This window comes from Primorskyibacter marinus, assembly GCF_003313245.1.
Classification (GTDB): domain Bacteria; phylum Pseudomonadota; class Alphaproteobacteria; order Rhodobacterales; family Rhodobacteraceae; genus Primorskyibacter; species Primorskyibacter marinus.
Window position 1 is genome coordinate 446,297 of sequence record NZ_QJSD01000002.1, and the last position, 23,618, is coordinate 469,914.

Annotated in this window: 22 protein-coding genes and 1 riboswitch; of the genes, 12 read left to right on the plus strand and 10 right to left on the minus strand. The window is 61.7% G+C overall.

What is annotated here, in order from left to right; translation table 11 throughout:
• Window positions 1–64: 64 nt before the first annotated feature.
• From rnhB to DMZ65_RS06045, 3 genes are all read left to right on the plus strand, one after another.
• On the plus strand, window positions 65–709 hold the full coding sequence (gene rnhB, locus DMZ65_RS06035) for a ribonuclease HII (RefSeq protein WP_116597991.1): 645 nt from the start codon (window positions 65–67) through the stop codon (window positions 707–709).
• A gap of 88 nt (window positions 710–797) precedes the next feature.
• On the plus strand, window positions 798–1,910 hold the full coding sequence (locus DMZ65_RS06040) for a site-specific DNA-methyltransferase (RefSeq protein ID WP_116597992.1): 1,113 nt from the start codon (window positions 798–800) through the stop codon (window positions 1,908–1,910).
• Window positions 1,911–2,009: 99 nt separating this feature from the next.
• Entirely contained in the window at window positions 2,010–2,888 is an 879-nt protein-coding gene (locus tag DMZ65_RS06045; protein ID WP_116598149.1) for a DMT family transporter, read from the plus strand.
• Between the two features lie 6 nt (window positions 2,889–2,894).
• Here the strand turns inward: DMZ65_RS06045 and DMZ65_RS06050 are convergent, their stop codons facing one another.
• Window positions 2,895–3,839, minus strand: coding sequence for an AEC family transporter (locus DMZ65_RS06050; protein ID WP_116597993.1), 945 nt, complete (start codon window positions 3,837–3,839; stop codon window positions 2,895–2,897).
• Window positions 3,832–4,956 (minus strand): chorismate synthase, encoded by a 1,125-nt coding sequence (gene aroC / locus DMZ65_RS06055; protein ID WP_116597994.1) that lies wholly within the window; start codon window positions 4,954–4,956, stop codon window positions 3,832–3,834. Before aroC ends, DMZ65_RS06050 begins: the two co-directional genes overlap by 8 nt.
• Before the next feature lie 91 nt (window positions 4,957–5,047).
• A riboswitch (TPP riboswitch) is annotated at window positions 5,048–5,147 on the plus strand.
• Window positions 5,148–5,186: 39 nt separating this feature from the next.
• Between aroC and thiB the strand changes: the two genes are divergently transcribed.
• Genes thiB through DMZ65_RS06070 form a run of 3 tightly spaced genes read left to right on the plus strand, consistent with a single transcriptional unit; the run spans window position 5,187 to window position 8,345 of the window.
• A complete protein-coding gene (thiB, locus tag DMZ65_RS06060; protein ID WP_116598150.1) occupies window positions 5,187–6,170 on the plus strand; it encodes a thiamine ABC transporter substrate binding subunit in 984 nt (327 codons plus the stop codon).
• Window positions 6,146–7,663, plus strand: a complete 1,518-nt coding sequence (locus tag DMZ65_RS06065) for a thiamine/thiamine pyrophosphate ABC transporter permease ThiP (RefSeq protein WP_116597995.1) — start codon at window positions 6,146–6,148, stop codon at window positions 7,661–7,663. Before thiB ends, DMZ65_RS06065 begins: the two co-directional genes overlap by 25 nt.
• A complete protein-coding gene (locus DMZ65_RS06070) occupies window positions 7,650–8,345 on the plus strand; it encodes a thiamine ABC transporter ATP-binding protein (RefSeq protein ID WP_116597996.1) in 696 nt (231 codons plus the stop codon). The genes DMZ65_RS06065 and DMZ65_RS06070 overlap by 14 nt, the downstream gene beginning before the upstream one ends.
• Before the next feature lie 128 nt (window positions 8,346–8,473).
• Here the strand turns inward: DMZ65_RS06070 and DMZ65_RS06075 are convergent, their stop codons facing one another.
• From DMZ65_RS06075 to petA, 3 genes are read right to left on the minus strand one after another with little or no spacing between them, the layout of a single operon-like run.
• The gene (locus tag DMZ65_RS06075; RefSeq protein WP_116597997.1) at window positions 8,474–9,271 is read right to left on the minus strand and encodes a cytochrome c1; all 798 of its coding nucleotides are present in this window, start codon (window positions 9,269–9,271) and stop codon (window positions 8,474–8,476) included.
• Between the two features lie 17 nt (window positions 9,272–9,288).
• The gene (petB, locus tag DMZ65_RS06080) at window positions 9,289–10,617 is read right to left on the minus strand and encodes a cytochrome b (protein WP_116597998.1); all 1,329 of its coding nucleotides are present in this window, start codon (window positions 10,615–10,617) and stop codon (window positions 9,289–9,291) included.
• Between the two features lie 10 nt (window positions 10,618–10,627).
• Window positions 10,628–11,197 carry a ubiquinol-cytochrome c reductase iron-sulfur subunit gene (gene petA, locus DMZ65_RS06085; protein ID WP_116597999.1) on the minus strand — a complete coding sequence of 190 codons (570 nt, stop codon included), beginning with the start codon at window positions 11,195–11,197 and terminating at the stop codon, window positions 10,628–10,630.
• A 223-nt stretch (window positions 11,198–11,420) separates the two neighbouring features.
• Between petA and DMZ65_RS06090 the strand changes: the two genes are divergently transcribed.
• Window positions 11,421–12,074, plus strand: a complete 654-nt coding sequence (locus DMZ65_RS06090) for an outer membrane protein (RefSeq protein WP_116598000.1) — start codon at window positions 11,421–11,423, stop codon at window positions 12,072–12,074.
• Between the two features lie 105 nt (window positions 12,075–12,179).
• On the opposite strand, the gene DMZ65_RS06095 is transcribed toward DMZ65_RS06090, so the two are convergent.
• The 4 genes from DMZ65_RS06095 to fsa all read right to left on the minus strand — a co-directional run bounded on the left by DMZ65_RS06095 (window position 12,180) and on the right by fsa (window position 15,445).
• Entirely contained in the window at window positions 12,180–12,788 is a 609-nt protein-coding gene (locus tag DMZ65_RS06095; protein WP_116598001.1) for a glutathione S-transferase, read from the minus strand.
• A gap of 133 nt (window positions 12,789–12,921) precedes the next feature.
• Window positions 12,922–13,848: a tyrosine recombinase XerC gene (locus DMZ65_RS06100; protein ID WP_116598002.1), complete on the minus strand. Its 927-nt coding sequence runs from the start codon at window positions 13,846–13,848 to the stop codon at window positions 12,922–12,924.
• Window positions 13,845–14,552 (minus strand): DUF484 family protein, encoded by a 708-nt coding sequence (locus DMZ65_RS06105; protein ID WP_116598151.1) that lies wholly within the window; start codon window positions 14,550–14,552, stop codon window positions 13,845–13,847. Before DMZ65_RS06105 ends, DMZ65_RS06100 begins: the two co-directional genes overlap by 4 nt.
• 239 nt (window positions 14,553–14,791) lie before the next feature.
• On the minus strand, window positions 14,792–15,445 hold the full coding sequence (gene fsa, locus DMZ65_RS06110) for a fructose-6-phosphate aldolase (protein WP_116598152.1): 654 nt from the start codon (window positions 15,443–15,445) through the stop codon (window positions 14,792–14,794).
• 104 nt (window positions 15,446–15,549) lie between these two features.
• On the opposite strand from fsa, the gene DMZ65_RS06115 reads away from it, so the two are divergent.
• From DMZ65_RS06115 to uvrC, 5 genes are all read left to right on the plus strand, one after another.
• Entirely contained in the window at window positions 15,550–17,742 is a 2,193-nt protein-coding gene (locus DMZ65_RS06115) for a primosomal protein N' (RefSeq protein ID WP_116598153.1), read from the plus strand.
• A 105-nt stretch (window positions 17,743–17,847) separates the two neighbouring features.
• On the plus strand, window positions 17,848–18,645 hold the full coding sequence (locus tag DMZ65_RS06120; RefSeq protein ID WP_116598003.1) for a S49 family peptidase: 798 nt from the start codon (window positions 17,848–17,850) through the stop codon (window positions 18,643–18,645).
• Window positions 18,646–18,830: 185 nt separating this feature from the next.
• Window positions 18,831–19,772 (plus strand): calcium/sodium antiporter, encoded by a 942-nt coding sequence (locus tag DMZ65_RS06125; RefSeq protein WP_438942704.1) that lies wholly within the window; start codon window positions 18,831–18,833, stop codon window positions 19,770–19,772.
• Window positions 19,773–19,801: 29 nt separating this feature from the next.
• Entirely contained in the window at window positions 19,802–20,584 is a 783-nt protein-coding gene (locus tag DMZ65_RS06130) for an SDR family oxidoreductase (RefSeq protein WP_116598004.1), read from the plus strand.
• Window positions 20,585–20,868: 284 nt separating this feature from the next.
• Window positions 20,869–22,746, plus strand: a complete 1,878-nt coding sequence (gene uvrC, locus DMZ65_RS06135) for an excinuclease ABC subunit UvrC (RefSeq protein WP_116598005.1) — start codon at window positions 20,869–20,871, stop codon at window positions 22,744–22,746.
• A gap of 156 nt (window positions 22,747–22,902) precedes the next feature.
• Here the strand turns inward: uvrC and rpe are convergent, their stop codons facing one another.
• Entirely contained in the window at window positions 22,903–23,592 is a 690-nt protein-coding gene (gene rpe / locus DMZ65_RS06140; RefSeq protein WP_116598006.1) for a ribulose-phosphate 3-epimerase, read from the minus strand.
• Window positions 23,593–23,618: the final 26 nt, after the last annotated feature.

The window sequence follows — 23,618 nt, forward strand, 5'->3', positions numbered from 1 at the left end:
CAGGCTCTGGCCCCTTCTTCCGTTTTCCGCTTGGCAAAAACGGCTCCGTGGGGTTCAACAAGCCATGACAAAATCACTTCTATCCCCCGATTATTCCCTTGAGACCGACGCGCTGAAACGCGGTGCGCGGCTGATTGCTGGCGTGGACGAGGTCGGGCGCGGTCCCCTTGCCGGGCCGGTGACGGCGGCGGCCGTCATTCTCGATCCCGCGCGCATCCCGCAAGGGCTGAACGATTCCAAGAAACTGTCGGCAAAACGTCGTGCAGAGCTTGCCGCAGAGCTGGCGGAGGTCGCGCAGGTTTCCATCGCCCATGCCACGGTGGAAGAAATTGACGCGCTCAACATCCTGCGCGCAAGCCATCTTGCAATGGAGCGCGCCATTCTGGGCCTGGCGGTTGCCCCCGATCATGTCCTGATCGATGGCAACATGGTTCCGCGTGGGGTGAGTATTTCGGCACAAACTGTGGTGCGTGGCGATGCGCGTTCCGTCAGCATTGCGGCGGCCTCGATCGTGGCGAAAACCTGTCGCGACCGGATCATGTGGGATTTGGCGCAACACTATCCCGGCTATGGTTGGGAGACGAATATGGGATATCCGTCAAAATGTCACAAATCGGCATTGGAAAATATTGGTGTCACCCCACACCATAGACGTTCGTTTAAACCAGTACACAATATCTTGTATCAAGATGAAATGATAAGTGACTGATTCAAAAAAGAAATTGACCACGAATCAGCTTTGACTCATCTTCATAGCCAACCAACGAGCGTAAAAAGCGCCGGGGACAGAGGCAGAGATGAGCACCATGACAAAGAAAAAGGGCGCTTCGGCGCTCCCTCTCAATACGATTCTGGCCGGGGACTGCATCGAGGCGATGAACAGTCTTCCGGAGGCATCCGTGGATCTGATTTTTGCCGATCCGCCCTACAACCTTCAGCTGAAGGGCGATCTGCACCGGCCTGACAATTCCCGTGTCGACGCGGTTGATGACCATTGGGACCAGTTTTCGTCCTTTGCGGTCTATGATGCGTTCACCAAAGCGTGGCTGAAGGCGGCGCGGCGTTTGCTGAAACCGGATGGCGCGATCTGGGTGATCGGATCGTATCACAACATTTTCCGCGTGGGGGCTACCCTTCAGGACGAGGGCTACTGGATCCTGAACGACGTGGTTTGGCGCAAGTCCAACCCGATGCCGAATTTCCGCGGCAAACGTTTCACCAACGCGCATGAAACGATGATCTGGGCGTCGAAATCCGAAGGTGCCAAATACACGTTCAACTACGAGGCGCTGAAGGCGCTGAACGAAGGCATCCAGATGCGATCCGACTGGGTGCTGCCGATTTGCAATGGCGGCGAACGGTTGAAGGATTCCAATGGCGACAAGGCGCACCCGACGCAAAAACCCGAAGGTCTGCTGCACCGGGTTCTGGTCGGGTCGACCAATCCGGGCGATGTGGTGCTGGACCCGTTTTTCGGCACGGGAACGACGGGTGCCGTCGCCAAGATGCTGGGCCGCGACTGGATCGGGATCGAGCGGGAAGAGGCCTACCGCGAGGTTGCCACCCGCCGCATCGCTTCGGTGCGCAAATACGACCGCGAGGCCCTTCAGGTCAGCACGTCGAAACGCGCCGAGCCGCGCGTTCCCTTCGGCCAATTGGTCGAGCGTGGGATGCTGCGCCCCGGCGAGACGTTGACCTCGCCATCCGGCAAGATCGCCAAGGTGCGCGCCGATGGCACGCTGATCGGCGATGACGTCAAGGGATCGATCCATCAGGTCGGGGCCCATCTGGAAGGCGCGCCAAGCTGCAACGGCTGGACTTATTGGCACTTCCGTCGCGAAGGCAAGATCGTGTCGATCGATGTGCTGCGCCAACAGGTCCGGGCCGAGATGGTCGAACGCCCTCATTAGAATTGAACACCGCCGGTGCCTGTGTTTAACACAAGGCACTCGACTTGACCCCGCCGGTCTGGCGGGGTCTTTTTTCGTTTTCACGTCATGGGGCTGAACATGGATCTGCGCGCGATTCTGATGGGTCTGGCCTTTGTGTTCATGTGGTCGTCGGCCTTCACATCGGCACGGATCATCGTGGAATACGCCCCGCCGCTCGCGTCTTTGTCGCTGCGTTTTTTCGTGTCAGGTGTGATTGGGGTGCTGATCGCAAAAGCCATGGGGCAGAGCTTTCGTCTTAGCCGCAACCAATGGCGCGCGACGATCATCTTCGGCGTTTGCCAGAACGCGCTGTATCTGGGGCTGAATTTCGTGGCGATGCAAACGGTGGAGGCATCGCTGGCCTCGATCATTGCGTCAAGCATGCCGCTGATGGTGGCCTTGGCGGGCTGGATCATCTTCCGGGACCGGCTGCGTTGGCTTGCGGTTGCCGGGTTGATCGCAGGGATGCTGGGTGTGGCGCTGATCATGGGCGCGCGTCTGCAAGCGGGTGGCGACCTTTGGGGCATCGCGCTTTGTGTCATCGGGGCGGCGGCCCTGACCATTGCCACGTTGTCGGTGCGCGGCGCATCCTCTGGTGGCAACGTGATGATGATCGTCGGATTGCAGATGTTCGTGGGGGCCATCGTGCTGGCGGTGGCTTCGGCGCTGCTGGAATGGCCGATGACTGTCGAGATGACAACGCCGCTGATCCTTGCCTTCATCTACACCACGCTGGTGCCGGGTTTGTTGGCAACTGTGGTCTGGTTCTCGCTGGTCAACCATATCGGCGCTGTGAAGGCCGCGACATTCCATTTCCTCAATCCGTTCTTTGGTGTCGCCACCGCCGCCGTGCTGCTGGGAGAGGCAATCGGCCCGCTGGACGTTCTGGGGGTGGCGATCATCGCGGCCGGTATTCTGGCCGTTCAGATCGCCAAGCAGCATCCCGGCAAGCCATAGGGCGCGTCACGTCAGCAAGATCAAAAGCCCGTTCAACGTCAAAAACGCGCCAACAGTCGCCGCCAGCAACGCGAGCGAGGCCAACCCTTCATGGCCATAATCCTGCGCAATGATCGTGTAGATGCCGATCATCGGTACGGCGGCGGAAATCACCACCGCCGTGGCCAGATCCGATGACAGGGCAGGTAGGCCGAGCAAAGGAACGGCCAGCACGCATAGTGCCGTCATCGCCGGATGGAGGACCAGCTTGCCAAGGACGATCTGACCGGCAAGCAGACGATTGCCCACAATCGGCAATCCGGCCAATGTTCCCCCAATGACGAAAAGCGCGATGGCACTGGTAGAGGCTGCCGTCATCTCCAAGACGCGGCTAAGGGCGGCGGGAATGGAAATCCCCAGAACCGAGACAACCATACCCGCCAGAAGCCCGATGACCAGCGGTCGTCTCAGAACCGATTGCAATGTCTGCCAGCCGCTTGACCACAGCGACATGCCCTGGCGTGGTCGTGACAGCTCCAGCAGGGCAAAACTGATCGGGACCAGCACGAAATTCTCAACCACCAGGTTCATCGCCAGGATCAGTCCCGCGAGATCCGGAAAGACCAGCATCATCATCGGAAAGCCGATATAGGCGGAGTTGGGGCAGGCAGAGCCCATCACGGCAATGGCACGGCGGGCAGGTCCGGTGCCTTGCAGCGTTGCGATCGTGTAGGCAATTGCAATCGTCGTCAGCCCGCCAAGCGCGAAAACCGCGATGTATGACGGCACGATCACCTCGGCGATCTTGCGCGTCGCCACGGCATTGAACAGCAGCGCGGGCAGGGCGATCATCAGGACATACTGACCCAGAACCCGCATGTCCGACGGTTTGAAAACCCCCGCCCTGACGCAGCCATAGCCCAGTGCCACCAACGCAAAGATCGGGAAGGTGATCGCAAAGATGTCAGCCAAGCGCAGGTCCGATCTTGCCGCGCGTCTCACCGACCTCGCCGCCGATCTGGCCCCGGTGCAGCAGGATGTGATCCAGGATCACGCAGGCCATCATCGCCTCGCCCACCGGTACGGCGCGGATGCCCACGCAGGGATCATGGCGGCCCTTGGTGATGATCTCGGCAGCGTCACCGGATTTAGTGATCGTCTGGCGGGTCTTCAGGATGGAGGATGTCGGCTTGACTGCAAAACGCACCACGACATCCTGCCCGGTGGAGATGCCGCCAAGGATACCGCCGGCGTGGTTCGAGGAATAAACCGGCTTGCCGTCATTGCCCATGAAGATCTCGTCGGCATTTTCTTCGCCGGTCAGCATCGCCGCCGCCATGCCTTCGCCGATCTCCACGCCTTTGACCGCATTGATGCTCATCATTGCGGCGGCCAGATCGGTATCCAGCTTGGCATAGACCGGCGCGCCCAGCCCGGCGGGCACGCCCTGCGCCACGACCTCGACCATCGCACCCACGGAATTGCCGGATTTGCGCAACCCGTTCAGGTAGTCAGCCCATGTTTCGGCCGTCTCTGCCGATGGCACCCAGAACGGGTTCTGGTCGATCTGGGACATATCGCGCGGGCCAGTGATTTCATGCGGACCGATCTGCACCATGTAGCCGGTGATCTTCACGCCGGGCGCAAGCGCGTCGATAGCGGCACGCGCAATGCCGCCTGCCGCCACCCGCGCCGCCGTTTCGCGCGCCGAGGACCGCCCGCCGCCGCGATAGTCGCGGATGCCGTATTTCTGCCAATAGGTAATGTCCGCATGTCCGGGGCGGAATTTCTCGACGATGTCGCCGTAATCCTTGCTGCGCTGATCGGTGTTCTCGATCATCAGTTGGATCGGTGTGCCTGTGGTCGTCCCCTCGAACACGCCGGACAGGATGCGCACCTGATCGGGTTCCTGCCGCTGGGTGGTGAATTTGTTCTGCCCCGGCTTGCGCTTGTCCAGCCAGTGTTGAAGCATCGCCTCATTCACCTTTACCCCCGGTGGGCAACCATCCACGGTGGTGCCAAGTGCCGGTCCGTGGCTTTCGCCCCAGGTGGTCACGCGGAAAAGATGGCCAAACGAATTCATGCTCATGGGACGGCTCCTTTGGGCGATGGTGTTAGGCCAGAGCCGCCGGACCCTCAAGGGATTTCGCTTGAAACCGGGGCATCGGAGCCTTACCAATCGTTGAGCCTCGGGGTGCCTGCAAGGGCTGAGATGCATGTTGCGAACCCGTTGAACCTGACCCGGTTAACACCGGCGGAGGGAAGGTATCGGACACACGCTCCTTATCTTGCCCATCTGCCGCAATAAGGAGGATGCCGATGAAAAAGGCCCTGACATTTGCTGCGGGAATGATGATTGCCAGCACGGCCGGCGCACAGGCGCCCGTGCTGACGGTCTATGCCCCGGATTACTTCACATCCGAATGGGGTCCTGGCCCCTCGATCGAGAAAGGCTTCGAGGCGCGCTGCGGCTGTGACCTGCAATACAAGCCCGGCGATCTGCTGCCACGCATCATGCTGGAAGGCGACCAGACCCGCGCCGATGTGGTGATCGGGCTGAACACTGACGTGACCGCCAAGGCGCGCGAGAGTGGTCTGTTCGGGCCCCACGGGCAAGACCTGTCGCCTTTGACATTGCCGGTCGAGTGGACGGATGCGACCTTCCTGCCGTTCAACTACAGCCAGACGGCCTTTGTCTATGACAAGACGCGCGTGCAAAACCCGCCCGAGAGTTTCGAGGCGCTTCTTTCCGCGCCGGATGACCTGAAGATCGTGATTCAGGATCCGCGCAGCTCGATCTCTGGTCTTGCGATGGTGCTATGGGTCAAGGCGATCTACGGCGACGAGGCGGAAAGCGTGTGGGCGCAGCTTGCGCCGAAGATCCTGACCGTCACGAAGGGCTGGTCGGAAAGCTACGGCCTGTTCACCGATGGCGAGGCAGACATGGTGCTCAGCTACACGACCTCGCCCGCCTATCACATCATCGCTGAAGGTGACGACACCAAGGCCGCCGCGATCTTTCCCGAAGGCCACTATTTCATGGTCGAGCTGGTCGGCAAGATCGCCGCGACACAGCAGCCGGAGCTGGCCGATCAGTTCATGGAATATGTGCTGAGCGCAGAGTTCCAGCGCATGATCGCCACCGGCAACTGGTCGCTGCCCGCCGCCCTGCCACGGTCCGAATGGCCCGAAGGGTTTGACACGTTGCCGCTGCCGGAAAAGACGTTGTTCTTTGACGAGGCGGAGGCCGCCACAGTGCAGAAAGAAGCGGTCGAGGAATGGCGACGCGCCCTGTCGCGCTGATCGCCGGGACACTGGTTGCCGGGCTGACGCTCGGGCCAGTGGCGGCGGTGGCGTGGCGCGCAGGCGTATTGACGGGGCTGGAGCCCGCCGATTGGGCCGCGTTGCGTTTTACGCTGATGCAGGCGCTGCTGTCGGCGGCGCTAAGCGTGGCTTTCGCGATTCCTGTCGCGCGGGCGCTGGCACGGCGCGCCTTTCCCGGTCGCGGCGTGCTGATCGCTTTGCTGGGCGCCCCGTTCATCCTGCCGGTGATCGTGGCCATTCTTGGCTTGCTGGCCGTGTTCGGACGGGCGGGGGTGTTGAACCGTGTGCTTGAGGCGTTTGGGCTGCCCGAAGTCTCGATCTATGGACTTCATGGCGTGGTTCTGGCGCATGTCTTCTTCAACCTGCCGCTGGCGACGCGGCTGATCCTGCAAGGGTGGCTGGCGATCCCCGGCGAGCGCTTCCGACTGGCAGCGACGCTTGGATTCTCCTCGCGCGATGTCTTTCGCGTGCTTGAGCGGCCGATGCTGGCCTCGATTCTGCCCGGTGCCTTCGCGGTGATCTTCGTCATTTGCCTGTCGAGCTTTGCCGTGGCGCTGACACTGGGCGGGGGACCGCGCGCGACGACGCTGGAACTTGCGATCTATCAGGCGGTGCGGTTCGATTTCGACCTCGCCCATGCGGCCTCGCTTGCGCTGGTGCAGCTTGGGCTGGCACTTGTCGCCGGACTGGTTGCGCTGCGGCTGTCAGGTGCCGGGCTGGGGGCCGAAGGGCTGGACCGGGTCGTGCCACGCTGGGATGCGGGCGGCGTCGGTTTACGGCTGCTGGATGCGCTGTGGCTGGCGCTGGTGGCGCTGTTCCTGCTGACGCCGCTGGGATTGGTGGCTGCGCGCGGCGCGTTGGGCGTGTTCAGCCTGCCCGGCCCGGTATGGACGGCGGCGGCGCATTCGCTGGCGGTGGCGCTGGGGTCCACGGCCTTGTGCATTCTCTGGGCCATCCCGCTGGCCACACGTCGCGGAGAGTTGCTGGGCCTTGCGGGCATCGCGCTGTCCCCGCTGGTGCTGGGCACCGGGTTGTTCCTGATCCTGCGCGCATTCGTCAACCCGTTCTCGCTGGCCCTGCCGGTGACAGCCGTGGTCAATGCGTTGCTGTCGTTGCCCTTCGTCCTGCGCATCCTGCGCCCCGAGGCAGAGGCGTTGCAGCAGGATTTCGGTCGCCTTGGCGGCGCGCTGGGTTTAAGACCTTTCGCGTGGCTGCGCTGGGTCTATCTGCCCCGGATGCGCCGCCCATTGGGGTTCTCTGCGGGCCTGTGCGCGGCGCTTTCGATGGGGGATCTGGGCGTGATTGCGCTGTTTGCCGATCCGGACCGCGCAACGCTGCCCTTGCAGATCTACCGTCTGATGGGCGCCTACCGGATGGAGCAGGCAGCGGCGGCGGCGGTCCTGCTTTTGGCGCTCAGCCTTGGGCTGTTCTGGATTTTTGACCGAGGAGGGCGCGCGAATGCTGGTTCTTGAAGATCTGGTGATCGGGGCAGGGGCGTTCCGCGTCACCGCCGACCTAAGCCTGAATGCAGGCGCGACCATTGCCATCATCGGGCCGTCGGGTGCCGGGAAATCCACGCTTCTGGATGCGATTGCCGGCTTCCGCAGTCCGCTTTCGGGCCGTATTCTTTGGGACGGGCAGGACATCACCCGCGACGCGCCGGGCAAGAGGCCCGTGGGGATGCTGTTTCAGGACAATAACCTTTTTCCGCACCTCACTGTAACGCAGAACCTCGCGCTTGCGCTGCGTCCGAACGGGCGGCTTGGCAGCGCCGACCACGCAGCGATTGCCGCAGCGTTGGACCGTGTCGGGCTGGCAGGGATGGAAAACCGTCGCCCCTCTGGTCTGTCCGGTGGGCAGATCAGTCGCGTGGCGCTGGCGCGGGTGCTGTTGCAGGCGCGGCCCATCATGGCGCTGGATGAACCTTTCGCGGCACTCGGGCCTGCGTTGAAGATCGAGATGCTTGATGTCGTCGCTCAGGTCGCCGCAGAAATCGACGCGCTTGTGTTGATGGTCAGCCATGATCCACAGGACGCGATGCGCTTTGCCGGACAGACAGTCTTTGTCAATGCAGGTGTGGCGCAGGGACCGTTTGAAACCGACGCCCTGTTTTCCGACCCGCCAAAGGCGCTGCGCGCCTATCTGGGACGCTGAAACAACCGGGTCAGCCGAAAAATGGCAGGCGGTACACGGCGCAGGTTTGCGACCCCTTACCGGCACCCGAATGTAAAAAGGCCCCGCGTCAGCAGGGCCTTTCAAACTTTGCATTTCCGGAGAGGGGGTCAGGCTTCGGGCTTGTGCTTGCCTTTGAGCGGTGCCCAGATGCGTTTGTTGGTGAGATAGAGCAGCACCGACAGAAGGGTCAGAAACAGAACGGCAACAAAACCCGCCTCCTTGCGCGCCATCATTTTCGGCTCTGCCGTCCACATCAGAAAGGCCGCGACGTCCTGTGACATGTTATGAACGGTGTTGTCGTGGCCGTCGTCAAACTCGACAATCTCGTCCGACAGCGGTGGGGCCATCGAAATCCAGCCGCCGGGAAAGGCGGTGTTTTCGTAAAAGATTGTGCCCGCTTCTTCCTTTTCCTCGCCGGTATAACCGTCAAGCAGCGACGCGATGTATTCTGCGCCGCCGATGCCACGGAAGAACTGGTTGATACCAGAGCCATAAGGCCCGTGGAAACCGGCGCGCCCCTTGGCCATCAGCGACAGGTCCGGCGCACCGGCTGCTGTGTTGGCTGGGAATTTGTCAACCGGACCCGCGGGGCGGTAATCGTCCAGCTCGGGGTCGAAAACTTCGAAGTTCGCCGCAGCGTAGGCGCGGACCTGCTCTTCAGAAAAGCCGGGTCCACCCTCGTCACCGAGGGTCCGCAGCGGGACGAATTTCAGCCCGTGGCAGGCCGAACAGACCTCGGTATAGACCTTGAGGCCACGCTGGAGCTGGTTCTGGTCATAGCTGCCGAAGGGCCCCTCGAACGAGAAGGCGAAGTCTTCGACATGGCCCTCGTCGCCGGCAGCAAAGGCGCTGCCGGAGGTGAGACCCAGGACCGTGACAGCCGCGATGGTGAGTTTCTTGAACATGCCTGTCAGTCCCCTGTTCATTCCGCCGGTGCCGTGTCGGACGGCTTGGCGTAGTGGGCGTTGAAGTCTTCCTCGATCGTCGCGGGCTGGGCGCGCGGCTTTTCGATCACGCCAAGCAGCGGCAGGATGACAAGGAAATAGCCGAACCAATAGGCCGATGCGATCAGCGAGAAGGACGCATAGGGTTCTTCCGCGGGCATCGCCCCCAGCCACATCAGCGCGAAGAAGTCGATGACCAGCAGGACGAACCACCACTTGAACATCGGCCGGTAGCGGCCGGACCGCACCGAGGATGTGTCAAGCCAAGGTGCCAGCGCCATGACGGCAATCGCACCGAACATCGCCAGAACACCGAAGAATTTCGCGTCGATCAGGCCGCCGGTGATGAACGAGGCGATCTGCACGACCCAAACCTCGGACGTGAACGCACGCAGGATCGCGTAGAACGGCAGGAAGTACCATTCCGGAACGATATGCGCAGGCGTTACCAGCGGGTTGGCTTCGATGTAGTTGTCCGGGTGGCCAAGATAGTTCGGCATGAAGCCGACAATGGCGAAGAAGATCACCATGATCACGGCCAGCGCGAACAGGTCCTTCATCACGAAATAGGGCCAGAACGGAACCGTGTCCTTTTCCGCCTCGGCCTTCGATGCGCGGCGCACCTCGACCCCGGTGGGGTTGTTGTTGCCGGTCGAGTGGAAGGCCCAGATATGCACCGCCACAAGTGCCGCGATCACGAAGGGCAGCAGATAGTGCAGCGAGAAAAAGCGGTTCAGCGTCGCGTTATCCACCGCCGGTCCGCCCAGAAGCCATGTCTGGATCGGCTCGCCGATGAACGGGATCGCGCCAAACAGGCCGGTGATGACCGTCGCACCCCAGAAAGACATCTGACCCCAGGGCAGAACGTAGCCCATGAACGCCGTGCCCATCATGCACAGGTAGATCAGCATGCCGATGATCCATGTGATCTCACGCGGGGATTTATAAGATCCGTAATACAGACCGCGGAAGATATGCGCATAGACGGCCACAAAGAACAGCGACGCGCCATTGGCGTGCAGGTAGCGCAGCATATAGCCGCCATTGACGTCGCGCATGATATGCTCGACCGAGGCAAAGGCCATATCGACATGCGGTGTGTAATGCATTGCCAGAACGATGCCCGTGGCGATCTGCAACACAAGGCAGAACGTCAGAACGATGCCCCAGATCCACATCCAGTTCAGGTTCTTGGGGGTGGGGATCATCAGCGTGTCATAAAGCAGGCCAACAATGGGAAGCCGTGAGTGAACCCACTTCTCGGCCCCGGTGCGCGGCTCGTAATGGTCGTGAGGAATTCCTGACATGGATCTCTCCTTAACCCAGTTTGATCGTGGTTTCGTCGACAAATTCGGCGACCGGGACATGGAGGTTCTGCGGGGCCGGACCTTTACGAATGCGACCGGCGCTATCGTAGTGGGAACCGTGGCACGGGCAGAACCAGCCGTCGAACTCACCCGAGCCGTTGCCGATCGGCACACAGCCCAGATGCGTGCAAACACCGATCATGACCAGCCATTTGCCGTCCTCGTCCAGGGCGCGGTTCTGGTCGGTCGCGGGTACGGGCGCACCGTTGCCCAGGTTCGGGTTTTGCGCGGTCGGGTCGATCAGCGTGTCCACGTCAACCGCGCGGGCCTCTTCGATCTCTTTGGCAGTGCGGTGACGGAAAAAGACCGGTTTGCCCAGCCATTTCACCGTCAATTGTGTGCCCTCTTCGACACCGCTGATATCGACTTGTATCGAGGCCAGCGCGCGCACGTCGGCGGCAGGGTTCATCTGATTGACCATAGGCCAGACTGCGGCACCAGTGGCAACCGCTCCGGCGCCCGCCGTGGCGTAGTAGAGGAAATCCCTACGGGTGCCTTCGTGATCTTCTGCGTGGGACACGAGGTTAACTCCATTCGTTGGGCCTTGAGTGCGGCCAATACGGGTTCTGGCCGCAGCCAAAGGCCGCAGCGTTTCCGAGGGCGTATTTAACGGGGCTAACTAGGGCCGTCCAGAACACAAAATGGGCGGAAGTCGATTAGCGCGGATGTGTCGCGGTTGAGCCGACGCGAAACAGCCTATATGAATGGGTTGATAATCTCCCTCGGAAGGACAGGGTCCATATATGAAACTGGTGATTCTCTCGGCCGTGGCGGCCCTGTGCCTGGGCGTTGCGCCTGCTTCGGCAGAGATGGAGGTCAGTCTTTATTCCGGCTGGCAAACTGCGCCGCATAGCCGCGCATCGGGGGATCACCCTGATGGCGGTAGCTATAATGCGCTTATCGGCTGGGAAGGCCGCTCCTTCGAGGCACCGCCCTATTACGGTGTTCGCGGCACCTGGTGGCGGGATGAGAAGCTGGGATTCGGTCTGGAATTCACCCATGCCAAGGTCTACGCGCCTGATTCTGAGAAAGAAGCAATCGGCTTCAACCGGATGGAATTCACCGACGGGATCAACCTGATTACCGTGAATGCCTATCGTCGCTGGCAGAATCAGTGGCGCGATATCACACCGTATGTCGGCGGCGGCATCGGCCTGTCCATTCCGCATGTGGATGTCGAATCGGCGGGCGGCGAAAAAACTTTCGGCTATCAGGTGACGGGTCCGGCGGTGCGGTTGCTGGCCGGCGTCAACTATGACCTGAGCGAACGGTTTGCCGTGTTTGGCGAATATCAGTTCACCTATTCCAACAACGAGGCCGATCTTGAGGGCGGCGGGTCGCTGGAGACCGAAATCAAGACCAATGCGCTCAATTTCGGTGTGACGCTGAAATTCTGATCGTCGCTGCGGCGATGCGCATCTCTTGTGATGTCGCGCGACAGATCGCATTCAGGCACAACGCGCGCCGCGCTTGACGCGGTGCCTTTCGGTCCGCTGCCCGTGTTACGCTGGCGGGGCTGTCGCCCGCATCGACTCGCGCTCGGCAAAACCCGCATACCACGCCGCCAATGCGTCATTGCCATTGCGCCAGCCGCGCGCTTCGTGACGGAAATCCACATAGGCCAGCGCACAGCCCACAGCGATTTGACCGGTATCGAGCGGCCCGGACAGGTGACTGATCCAACGCGCATTCAAGGCCGCGCAGGCATTTTCGATCTTCGCCCATTGCGCATCGACAAACGCATCCATGCGCTGGCCCTCCGGCCGCAGCCGTGCCTCATAGGTCATCAGCAGCGCGGCATCGGTAATGCCGTCGCCCGTCGCCTCCAGCGTCAGGGTTTCCCAACCGCGCGCGCCTTGTGGATACAACCCGGCCTTGGCGCGGGCATCCAGAAAACGACAGATCACCCGGCTGTCATATAGCGTGCAACCATCAGGACGCTCCAGCGCCGGCACCTTGGTCAGCGGGTTTTTCGCCACAAACCCGGCTGCCGGCGCAAGAGGTGTGCCGGACGTGGCTTCCAGCGTGACATCTTCCAGCTGTCCGGTCTCATACAGAACCACCATGACCTTGCGGACATAGGGCGATGTCGGACTGTGATAGAGCTTCATCGGATGGACCTCGCTGCTCGGCGTTTGCTATAGACATCAGCCTAGGCGGGAATCCGGGCGGTGGAAACCGGGGCGTATGGATTTCGGGCACGCAGAAACGGGCACACTCCGCAGGATCGTTGGAAAGAGGACGTTAGTGCGCCTTGGGGTGGGCCTTGTTATAGGCGGTCATTAGATGCACAGAATCGACCGATGTATAGGCTTGGGTGGTGGACAGCGACGCATGGCCCAAAAGCTCCTGGATTGCGCGCAGATCACCGCCTGCGGCCAGAAGATGCGTGGCAAAACTGTGGCGCAGCGCGTGGGGTGTGGCCGTGGCGGGCAGACCAAGCTGCAACCGCAATCCGGCCATAAGCTGTTGCATGCTGCGCGGATTCAGTGCGCCACCCCGAACGCCGCGAAAAACGGGGGCATCCTCGGTCAGGTCGAACGGGCACAAGCGCAAATATGCCTCTACCGCGTCGCGCGCGGGGCCAATCACCGGAACGATACGCTCTTTGTTCCCCTTCCCGATGATCCGCAGCACATCGCCAATCGGCAAATGTGCAGGCGTAAGGCCAAGCGCTTCGGAAATCCGCAACCCGCATCCGTAAAGCAGTGTCACCACGGCCACATCCCGCGCCGCGACCCAGGGCGTTTGCGCCTGTGCCTCGACCGAGGCGATCAGATTGCGCGCCGCATCAACACTTAACGGGCGCGGCAGCTTCTTTTCAAACTTCGGGGCACGGGTGGACAGGACAGCCGTGGGCTCAAAGCCTTCGCGCTCGCCCAGCCAGCGGTAGAAGGATTTGACCGCCGACAGTTTGCGCGCCACCGACCGTGCGCCGACATCCTCGGCGCGCAAACCCGCCATCCAGGAGCGCATTTCCGAAATGCTGATTCGCGTCAGCGGTGCCAGCCCCTGCGGGCCACCCTGATGAAATGTCAGGAACACCAGAAAATCGCGCACATCCGCAGCGTAGGCCGTCAGCGTGTTGGCCGCAGCGCCTTGCAGCGATTTCTGCGCGGTCAACCAATCCTCCAACGCGTCACGCGCGGCGGGGGACAGGGCCAGTGTCATGCCAGCCAGCGCCGCATGGCGCGTTCGAATACGCCGGCAAAGAAGGCCAGTAGATCCGTGCCTTGCTGCGACGTGAATTGGGCCGCGTCCGTGGCCCCCATGACCAGCAGGCCGGGCAGGCGCTCCTCTCCGAGATCAAGCCGCAGGCAGGCCTCGGACCGGATGGACGCTGCGACGTCTCCGTAAATGCGTGCATCGCCTGACTGAATGGCGCGCAATGTGACCTGACGCGGGGTGCCGCCGCGTGCGCGGGTCAGATAGTGGTCAATATATCCGGGCGCACAGACCGACAGCACGTCGCCAAGACGTTTGACCGCCGCGTCCTCTTCCTCTTGCGCTGTTTCCAGCACCAGCGTGACCCGGTCCACTTGCAGGATGTCGGCCACCGGCCCGCCAAGATCGCGCAGGAAGCTTTCAAACCCGGTCGGGTCCAGCATCCGCAAAATGGCGCGATGCACCTGATTAGTGCTGGCCAGATTGTCATAGGCCGCCGCGATCACTGACCGGTGCGTATCCTCCAGCCGGGAAAGCTGCGCCTCCAGCCGTTCCATGGCAATGCCGCGCAGATCGACAATATTGCCGCCCATGCTGCGGTCATTCGCACCGATCAGCGCCTGCATGACATGTTGATCGTCAAGGATCACGTCAGGGCGCGAGATAATCGTCTCCCGGAGGGAGTCGTCGTTTTGGGGGCTGCTGCTCATGCGGGCCTCTGTTTTATGGGGTCCCGAAGCGGCGCGAAGACCAGCCTGCGAGATGCCGATTTTTTCGGCTTGTCCCTCTGGTTTCCCCGCAATGCGCTTGTCTGTCAACTGCGGGCGCTGGTTTCGGCCCATGTCCGCCCGAAAGCGGCGCGCCTGAGTCACACTTGTCGGAATGACAACGAACAAGCGCCGCGACGATAAAACCGCGCGGCGCCGATAGGTCAGTCCCGTTGATCGGATCAGACGATCTTGATGCCTGCTTCCTTGGCGTCCTTGACGAACTGGTCCAGTCCTTTGTCGGTCAGCAGGTGATTGGCCATCGCCTTGATCACGCCCGGAGGCGCGGTCGCCACATCGGCACCGATCTTGGCACATTCGCTCATGTGGTTGGCCGACCGGATCGAGGCGGCAAGGATATTGGTCTCAAACCCGTAATTGTCATAGATCTCGCGGATGTCAGAGATCAGGTCCAGCCCGTCGATGTTCAGATCGTCCAGACGGCCGATAAAGGGGCTGATGAATGTCGCCCCCGCCTTGGCCGCCAGAAGCGCCTGATTGGCCGAGAAGCACAGCGTGACGTTGACCATCTTGCCTTCGTCGGTCAGCACCTTGCAGGCCTTGAGGCCGTCCCATGTCAGCGGGACTTTCACGGCGATGTTGTCGGCGATTTCCGCCAGTTTACGGCCTTCGGCGATCATGTCATCGGCCTTCAGCGCGATGACTTCGGCCGAAACCGGGCCGGAAACCATGTCGCAAATCTCTTTGGTGACTTCGTGGATGTCACGCCCGGATTTCAGGATCAGCGAAGGGTTGGTGGTGACGCCGTCAACCATGCCCAGGTCGTTCAGCTCGGCGATGGCTTTGGTGTCGGCGGTGTCTACGAAGAATTTCATGGCAGCACATCCTTGGTTGGCTTGGCTTTCGATTGCGCCTGTCATACCCCAAGCAGGGGGCAGAGCAAAACCCCTTTCGGTCAGCGCTAACAGCAAGGATGGTCATGGAGGCTGGGTATTTCGACGAAGGCGCACTGATCGGCGTGCTGACGGCACAACCGCTCGACCGGGTTCTGGACTACCGTGCGCCCGAAGGCGGCTGCCAATTGGGCGCGTTTGTCGAGGTGCCGCTGGGGCCACGCAAGGTGCTGGGTGTGGTCTGGGGGCCGGGCAGGGGCGACTGGGACATCGCCAAGGTGCGCCAAGTCATCCGCGTGCTGGATGCCGCCCCGATGCGCGACGAGCTGCGCGCTTTTCTGGAAAAAGCCGGGGATTACACGTTGACGCCGATGTCGGCGATGCTGCGGCTGGCAACGCGCGCGCCGGGGCTGGGCGATCCGCCGTCGATGCGCAAGGTCTACCGGCTGGGCCATGCAGAGCCGGAGCGCATGACCGATGCGCGCCGCCGTGTGCTGGAGGTGTTGCGCGACTATGGCGGGCTGTCCTTCACGCTCAAGGAACTGGCAGAGATGGCGGGTGTCACGACCAGCGTGGTCAAGGGGCTGGTCAAGCACGGGGCCGTGGCCGAAGAAAACAGCCCCCGCGATCTGCCTTTCCCGCGGCTGGATCCGGATCTGGGCAGCAAGGACCTGACCGGCGATCAGGCGGCGGCGGCTGAAACGCTGCGCGCAGGCGTGGCGTCGGGCCGTTACGGCACGGTCCTGCTGAAAGGTGTCACCGGGTCCGGCAAGACCGAAGTGTATCTGGAGGCCGTCGCCGAATGTCTGCGCCGGGGGCGTCAGGCGCTGGTCCTGCTGCCGGAAATCGCGCTGACGGCGGAGTTCCTGACACGCGTGCAGGCGCGATTCGGCGTACAACCGGCCGAGTGGCATTCTGGTGTGACCATGACCGAACGGCGCCGGGTCTGGAAGATGATCGGGCAGGGCGGTGCGCAGCTTGTCGTTGGCGCGCGCTCTGCCCTGTTCCTGCCGTTCCGCGATCTGGGGCTGGTGGTGGTCGATGAGGAACACGACACGTCCTACAAACAGGAAGAGGGTGTGCTGTATAACGCCCGTGACATGGCCGTGCTTCGGGCCTCGCTTTGCGGGGCGCGGGTGGTGCTGGCCTCGGCCACGCCGTCGCTGGAAAGTTGGGCCAATGCCGATGCGGGCAAGTATGACAAGGTGGAACTGACCTCGCGCTACGGACCTGCCGTGATGCCGGAAATGCGCAGCCTGGACATGCGGGCGGAAAAGCTGCCCTCGGATCGCTGGATTTCCACCGCGCTGCAATCGGCGGTAAATGCGCGGATCGAGAACGGCGAACAGGCGCTGTTGTTCATCAACCGCCGTGGCTATGCGCCTGTCACGATCTGCCGGGCTTGCGGGCATCAGATCGGCTGTGATCATTGCGACGCGCGGATGGTCGAGCACCGCTTTCTGAAACGGCTTGTCTGTCATCAATGCGGTGAAACCAAGCCGATGCCGGAGGCCTGCCCCTCCTGCGAGGCAGAGGGGCGGTTGGCAGCGGTCGGACCGGGTGTCGAGCGGCTGACCGAAGAGGCGGTAAAGCTGTTTCCGGACGCGCGTGTGGCAACGCTGTCCTCGGATATGTTCGGGTCGGCCCGCGCGCTGAAGGCCGAGATCGAGGGCATCGCCCAAGGCTCTGCCGACATCATCATCGGCACTCAATTGGTGGCCAAGGGGCACAATTTTCCGCTTTTGACGCTTGTGGGCGTGATTGATGCGGATCTTGGCCTACAGGGGTCGGACCTGCGGGCGGCGGAACGTACCTTCCAACTGATGCGGCAGGTTGCGGGGCGGGCCGGGCGTGCCGAAAAGTCCGGCGTGGCCCTATTGCAGACCTACCAGCCCGAACACCCTGTGATCCGTGCGATCCTGTCGGGTGACGAGGAAGGTTTCTGGAAAGCCGAGGCAGGCGAGCGTCGTCATGCGGGCGTGCCGCCTTACGGGCGGATGGCGGGGATTATCCTGTCCTCGTCGGATGTGCAGGAGGCGTTCGACCTTGGCAATGCATTGGCCCGGCAGGATGCGCCCCTGCGCCGTATCGGCGCGCAGATCTTCGGCCCGGCCCCGGCCCCCATCGCGCGGGTCCGTGGGCGTCACCGGGTGCGGTTGCTGGTCAAGGTCGACCGCGGCACGCCGCTGCAAACAGCCTTGCGGCAATGGGTGGGGCAGTTCCGCCTGAAAGGCGACATGCGGCTGGCGGTGGATATTGATCCGCAGAGTTTTTATTGAAACCTCTGCTTTTCAGCCGATGAAATCGGGCAAGCGCGCCACTTCGCGCGGGATTATATGCCCGCCACCTTGTTTGTCGGGCGGCGGCAATCTACATCCAAATCCATGAAACAATGGATCCCCTATCTGAACAAGGCCCCGACCGTGGCGGTTGTCCGGCTGACGGGCGCTATCGGCACGTCCGGGCGCGTCAGCCTGAACGACGAATCCATCGGGCCGGTTCTGGAAAAGGCCTTTCGGCGCGGCAAGCCCGCGGCCGTGGCGTTGCAGATCAACTCACCGGGCGGGTCTCCGGTGCAATCCTCGTTGATCGGCGCGCGCATTCGGCGGCTTGCCGAGGAAAAAAACGTGCCGGTTCTGGCCTTCGTCGAGGATGTCGCGGCCAGCGGTGGCTATTGGCTGGCAGCGGCGGCGGATGAGATCTTTGCCGATGAAAGCTCTATCGTAGGGTCGATCGGGGTCATCTCTGCCGGGTTTGGCGCGCATGTGTTTCTTGCGCGACAAGGGATCGAGCGACGCGTGCACACGGCGGGCAAGTCGAAATCCATGATGGACCCGTTTCGCCCGGAGGAAGAGGAAGACGTTGCCCGTCTGACCCGCCTGCTGGGCCAGATTCACGATAATTTCATCTCGCATGTCCAGATACGACGCGGGCCCAAGCTGGCGCAGGATCCGGATCTTTTCACCGGAGAAATCTGGGTCGGCAAATCCGCGGTCGATGTCGGACTGGCGGATGCGGTTGGCCACATGATGCCGGAGCTGAAAAAACGTTTTGGCGACAAGGTCCGCCTGCGCCGCTACGGCATAAAGCGGCCCTTCCTGTCGCGGTTCGGCATGTCGCTGGCGCAAGACGCGCTGTCCGGTATCGAAGAACGCGCCCATTACGCGCGGTTCGGCCTTTGACGTGGTTGTAAAGGTCGTCATCCTGTTTCTGGTCGGCATGGGCGTGATGGCCATGTTCGGCAAGTTGCGGTTTCCGGGCAGCAAGCGACTGGCGTCGGCAAAATGTCCAAAATGCGGACGTTACAAGATTGGACGCGGGCCTTGTGCCTGCGGGCACGGAAAGGGCTGACATCGTGGTTTGGTTGATGTGCGGGCTGGGACTGGTGATCCTGCTGCTGGCCGGGGATGCGCTGGTGAAAGGGGCTGTGAACCTCAGCCTGCGGGTCGGTATCCCCGCGTTGATCGTCAGCCTGACGGTGGTGGCGTTCGGCACCTCGGCACCCGAGCTTCTGATTTCGATCAGTGCCGTGATGGACAACGCGCCGGGGTTGGCGCTTGGGAATGTCGTGGGGTCGAACACCGCCAACATTCTGTTGGTGCTGGGTGTGCCCGCGCTGATATCGACGCTGGACACTTCTGAATGCAAAACGCGCAAGACCTATGTCTTCATGCTGATCGCATCCGTGTTGTTCATAGGGCTGGCCTTTATTGGGACGTTCGACTGGAAGGCCGGGCTTATCCTGCTTGCGGCGCTGGCCCTGATGTTGGCAGATGCCATGCGAGAGGCGATGTCTCACCGTCGTGCGTCAAAGGCCACGGCGGCGGAGACCCTTGACGAGGTAGAGGGCGCTGATCCGGATATGCCCTGGTGGCGGATTGGCGGTTTCCTTGTCCTGGGTCTTGTCGGACTACCTTTGGGGGCGGATATGCTGGTCGACAATGCGTCGATCATCGCACGGACATATGGTGTCAGCGATACCGTGATCGGGCTGACGCTGGTTGCGGTCGGCACGTCGCTGCCGGAACTGGCGACAACCGTGATGGCGGCGCTGCGGCGGCAGGCGGACGTGGCGCTTGGCAACGTGATCGGGTCGAACATGTTCAACCTGCTTGCGATCATCGGGATTGCCTCGTTTGTCGGGCCAATCCCGGTCGACCCGGAGTTCCTTCGCTTTGATCTTTGGGTCATGCTGGCCGCGTCGCTGATCCTGTTCCCGTTCGTGTGGCTGGGGTGGAACATGTCGCGCATCTGGGGCAGCGTGTTCACCGCCCTTTACGTCATCTATGTGGTGGCAATTCTGTTCTGAGGCCCGCAGAGGCCAAATGGAGGCAAGTCATGTCGATCGCACTTGTGACCGGCGCTGGAAAACGGCTGGGCCGCGCGATGGCGCTTTACCTTGCGGGGCGCGGGTATGACGTGGGCGTGCATTACGGCACATCCGCTGATGCCGCACAGGCCGTCGCGGAAGAGGTTCGCGCGATGGGTCGCCGGGCAGTGCCCCTGCAAGCCGACCTGCTGGACGAGGCGCAGGTGCAAGCCCTGCTGCCCGCCTGCCGGGACGCGTTGGGCGGCCCCGTAGCCTGTCTGGTCAACAGCGCGTCGATTTTCGACTATGACCGGATTGAAACGGCCACGCGAGAAGGTTGGGACCGGCATCTGGAAAGTAACCTGCGCGCGCCCTTCGTGTTGACTCAGGCGATGGCGGCAGAAATTCCCGATCCTGTCGCGGACGAAAATGGCGAACCGGTGGCACAGGGGCTTATCGTCAATATGGTCGATCAGCGGGTGCGCAAGCTGACCCCGGAATTCATGACCTACACCATCGCCAAGATGGGCCTGTGGGCCTTTACCCAGACCGCGGCCCAAGGGCTTGCGCCGCGTATCCGGGTCAATGCCATCGGACCCGGTCCGACCATGCAAGGCGCGCGGCAAAGCGACGAACATTTTGCAAGACAACGGGCCGCAACTGTTCTGAAGCGGGGGGCGAACCGGTCCGATATAACCGCCGCACTCGGGTTTTTCCTCGATTCACCGGGGGTGACGGGCCAATTGATCTGCGTTGATGGTGGCCAGCATCTGGGCTGGAAAACACCCGATATTCTGGGCGTCGAAGGTTGACTCTTGGAAAGTTGTACACGCCGCTCTTGCCGGTCGCAAATCTGTTACAAAAACTGTAATGTTTTCAATAATTTGGAACTCGTTAAAAATAAAACCATTTGATTACAGTGGCTTACAGAAGCGCCTAAAAAACAGGCAAATGCAGGAAGCGGGCCGAAATCAAGGGAAATTTCCGTGTGAACGAAACTTGTACGCAGAGTTATCCACAAGAACCGTGGATGTCTTAACTCTTGCCTCCGCTGCCTAGGCATGTAGCAAAATGCAAGAATCAGCCAAGGGACACGATGACCGACGACACCCAGCATACAGCCGCCGATGAGAAGACCGGACACGCCCTGATCCAGTCCTATCTCAAGACGCTTGACAGCTCTCCGGGGGTGTACCGGATGCTGGATGTGCAGGCGCGCGTGCTTTATGTCGGCAAGGCGCGCAACCTCAAGGCGCGGGTGTCGAACTACGCGCGGCCGTCGGGGCATTCGGGGCGGATTGCGCGAATGATCCGTGAAACAGCCTCGATGATGTTTCTGACGACACGGACCGAGACAGAGGCGCTGCTGCTGGAGCAGAACCTGATCAAGCAGCTGAAACCGCGCTATAACGTGCTGTTGCGCGACGACAAGTCCTTTCCGAATATTCTGGTTTCCAAGGACCACGCCTTTCCGCAGATCAAGAAGCATCGCGGCGCGAAGAAAGAGAAGGGCGCCTATTACGGGCCATTCGCCAGCGCGGGCGCGGTAAACCGGACGCTGAACCAGTTGCAGAAGGTGTTCTTGCTGCGCAATTGCTCGGATGCGATGTTCGAAAGCCGCACGCGACCCTGCCTGTTACACCAGATTCGGCGGTGTTCCGCCCCTTGCGTCGGCAAGATCGCAGAGCCCGACTATCTTGAAAGCGTGGCCGAGGCGGAACGTTATCTTTCCGGTAAATCGACCCAGATTCAGGAAACGCTGGCGCGGCAGATGCAAGAGGCCTCTGAAGCGATGGAGTTTGAACGCGCGGCGGCGCTGCGCGACCGTATCCGCGCGCTGACGCAGGTGCAGACGGCGCAAGGCATAAACCCGCGCGGCGTCGCAGAGGCCGACATTATTGCGCTGCATATGGATGGCGGGCAGGCCTGTGTTCAGGTGTTTTTCATCCGAGGCAATCAGAACTGGGGCAACCGCGATTTCTATCCGCGCATCGGCGCGGATGTCGAAGAGGCCGAAGTGCTGGAAGCGTTCATCGGCCAGTTCTATGACAGCAAGGAGCCGCCGCGCATGTTGCTTCTGTCCCATGCGATCGAGAATACCGACCTGATGGAAGAGGCATTGTCTGGCAAACTGGGCCGCAAGGTCGAAATTCTTGTGCCGCAGCGGGGCGAAAAGGCAGAGCTGATCGAGAGTGCCGCGCGCAACGCCCGCGAAAGTCTGGCCCGCAAGCTGGCAGAGACCGCAAGTCAGGCAAGATTGCTGAAAGGGCTGGCAGAGGCCTTTGCACTGGACGCGCCACCGCAGCGGATCGAGGTTTACGACAACAGCCATATTCAGGGCACCAATGCGGTTGGGGGCATGATTGTCGCCGGGCCGGAAGGATTCATGAAAGGCCAGTACCGGAAATTCAACATTCGCGGCGATGATCTGACGCCGGGCGATGATTTCGGGATGATGAAAGAGGTGCTGACCCGCCGCTTCAAGCGATTGCTGAAAGAGGACCCGGATCGCGACAAGGGGATGTGGCCGGATCTGTTGTTGATCGATGGCGGGGCGGGACAGGTTTCTGCCGTCGCAGAGATCATGCGCGAACATGGTGTCGAGGACATTCCGATGGTCGGTGTGGCCAAGGGCATTGATCGCGATGCGGGTAAGGAAGAATTCCACCGCGTCGGCAAGCGACCGTTTGCGCTGCGCCATAATGATCCGGTGCTGTATTTCGTGCAGCGCCTGCGCGACGAGGCGCATCGGTTTGCCATCGGAACGCATCGTGCCAAACGGTCCAAAGCCGTCGGGGCGACGCCGTTGGATGACGTGCCCGGAGTTGGGGCGGCCCGGAAACGCGCGCTTCTGGCGCATTTCGGATCGGCCAAGGCGGTGAGCCGCGCCAACCTGTCGGATCTGAAGGCCGTGGAGGGCGTGTCGGACGCGCTGGCCGAACGGATTTATGCCTTCTTTCACGAACACGGTTAGCATCGTTTCGGCAGAGCCGAACCGACCGAATTGAGCGCTTTCGCGCACTCTGTTTTTAGGGGGCGTGTTGCGAGGTGATACGACGTTCCGCACGCGCGCCGTTAGGCGGGCGGCGCGCAGTGAGTATTTTTGCCAAGAAGAAGCGTTAGGGTGGGGTCAGGCGACGCTTTGCGCGGCTGCCCGGATGGCAAGCATGTTGTCGCCGTAGATCTGTGGGGCATCGACCGAGCCGCCTTTGAAGACCGCTGATCCAGCGACCAGAACATCGGCCCCTGCCGCGGCGACCAGGGGGGCGGTTGTCGGATCGACACCGCCGTCGATCTGGATGTGAATCTCGCGGTCGCCGATCATGTTGCGGATGGTCTTGATCTTTTCCACCTGGTTGTGGATGAATTTCTGCCCACCGAAGCCGGGGTTCACGGTCATCACCAGCACCATATCGGCGAGGTCCAGAAGGGTTTCCACCGCTGAGGCCGGCGTGCCGGGATTGAGCGCAACGCCGGCTTTCTTGCCGGTTGCGCGGATCGCTTGCAGGGTGCGGTGAATATGCGGGCTGGCCTCGACATGGGCGGTGATCATATCTGCACCCGCCTCGGCATAGGCGTCGATATAGGGATCGACCGGCGCGATCATCAGGTGGACATCCATGAAGGTTTTGACATGCGGGCGGAAGGCTTTGACGGCGGGGGGGCCGAAGGTGAGGTTCGGCACGAAATGCCCGTCCATCACATCGACATGCACCCAATCGGCACCCTGATCTTCGATGGCGCGGATCTCGCGTCCGAAATCGGCGAAATCGGCGGAGAGGATGGACGGGGCGATCTTGATCGAACGGTCGAAGGTCATGGCGGTCTCCTGCGCTGGTTGGGGGC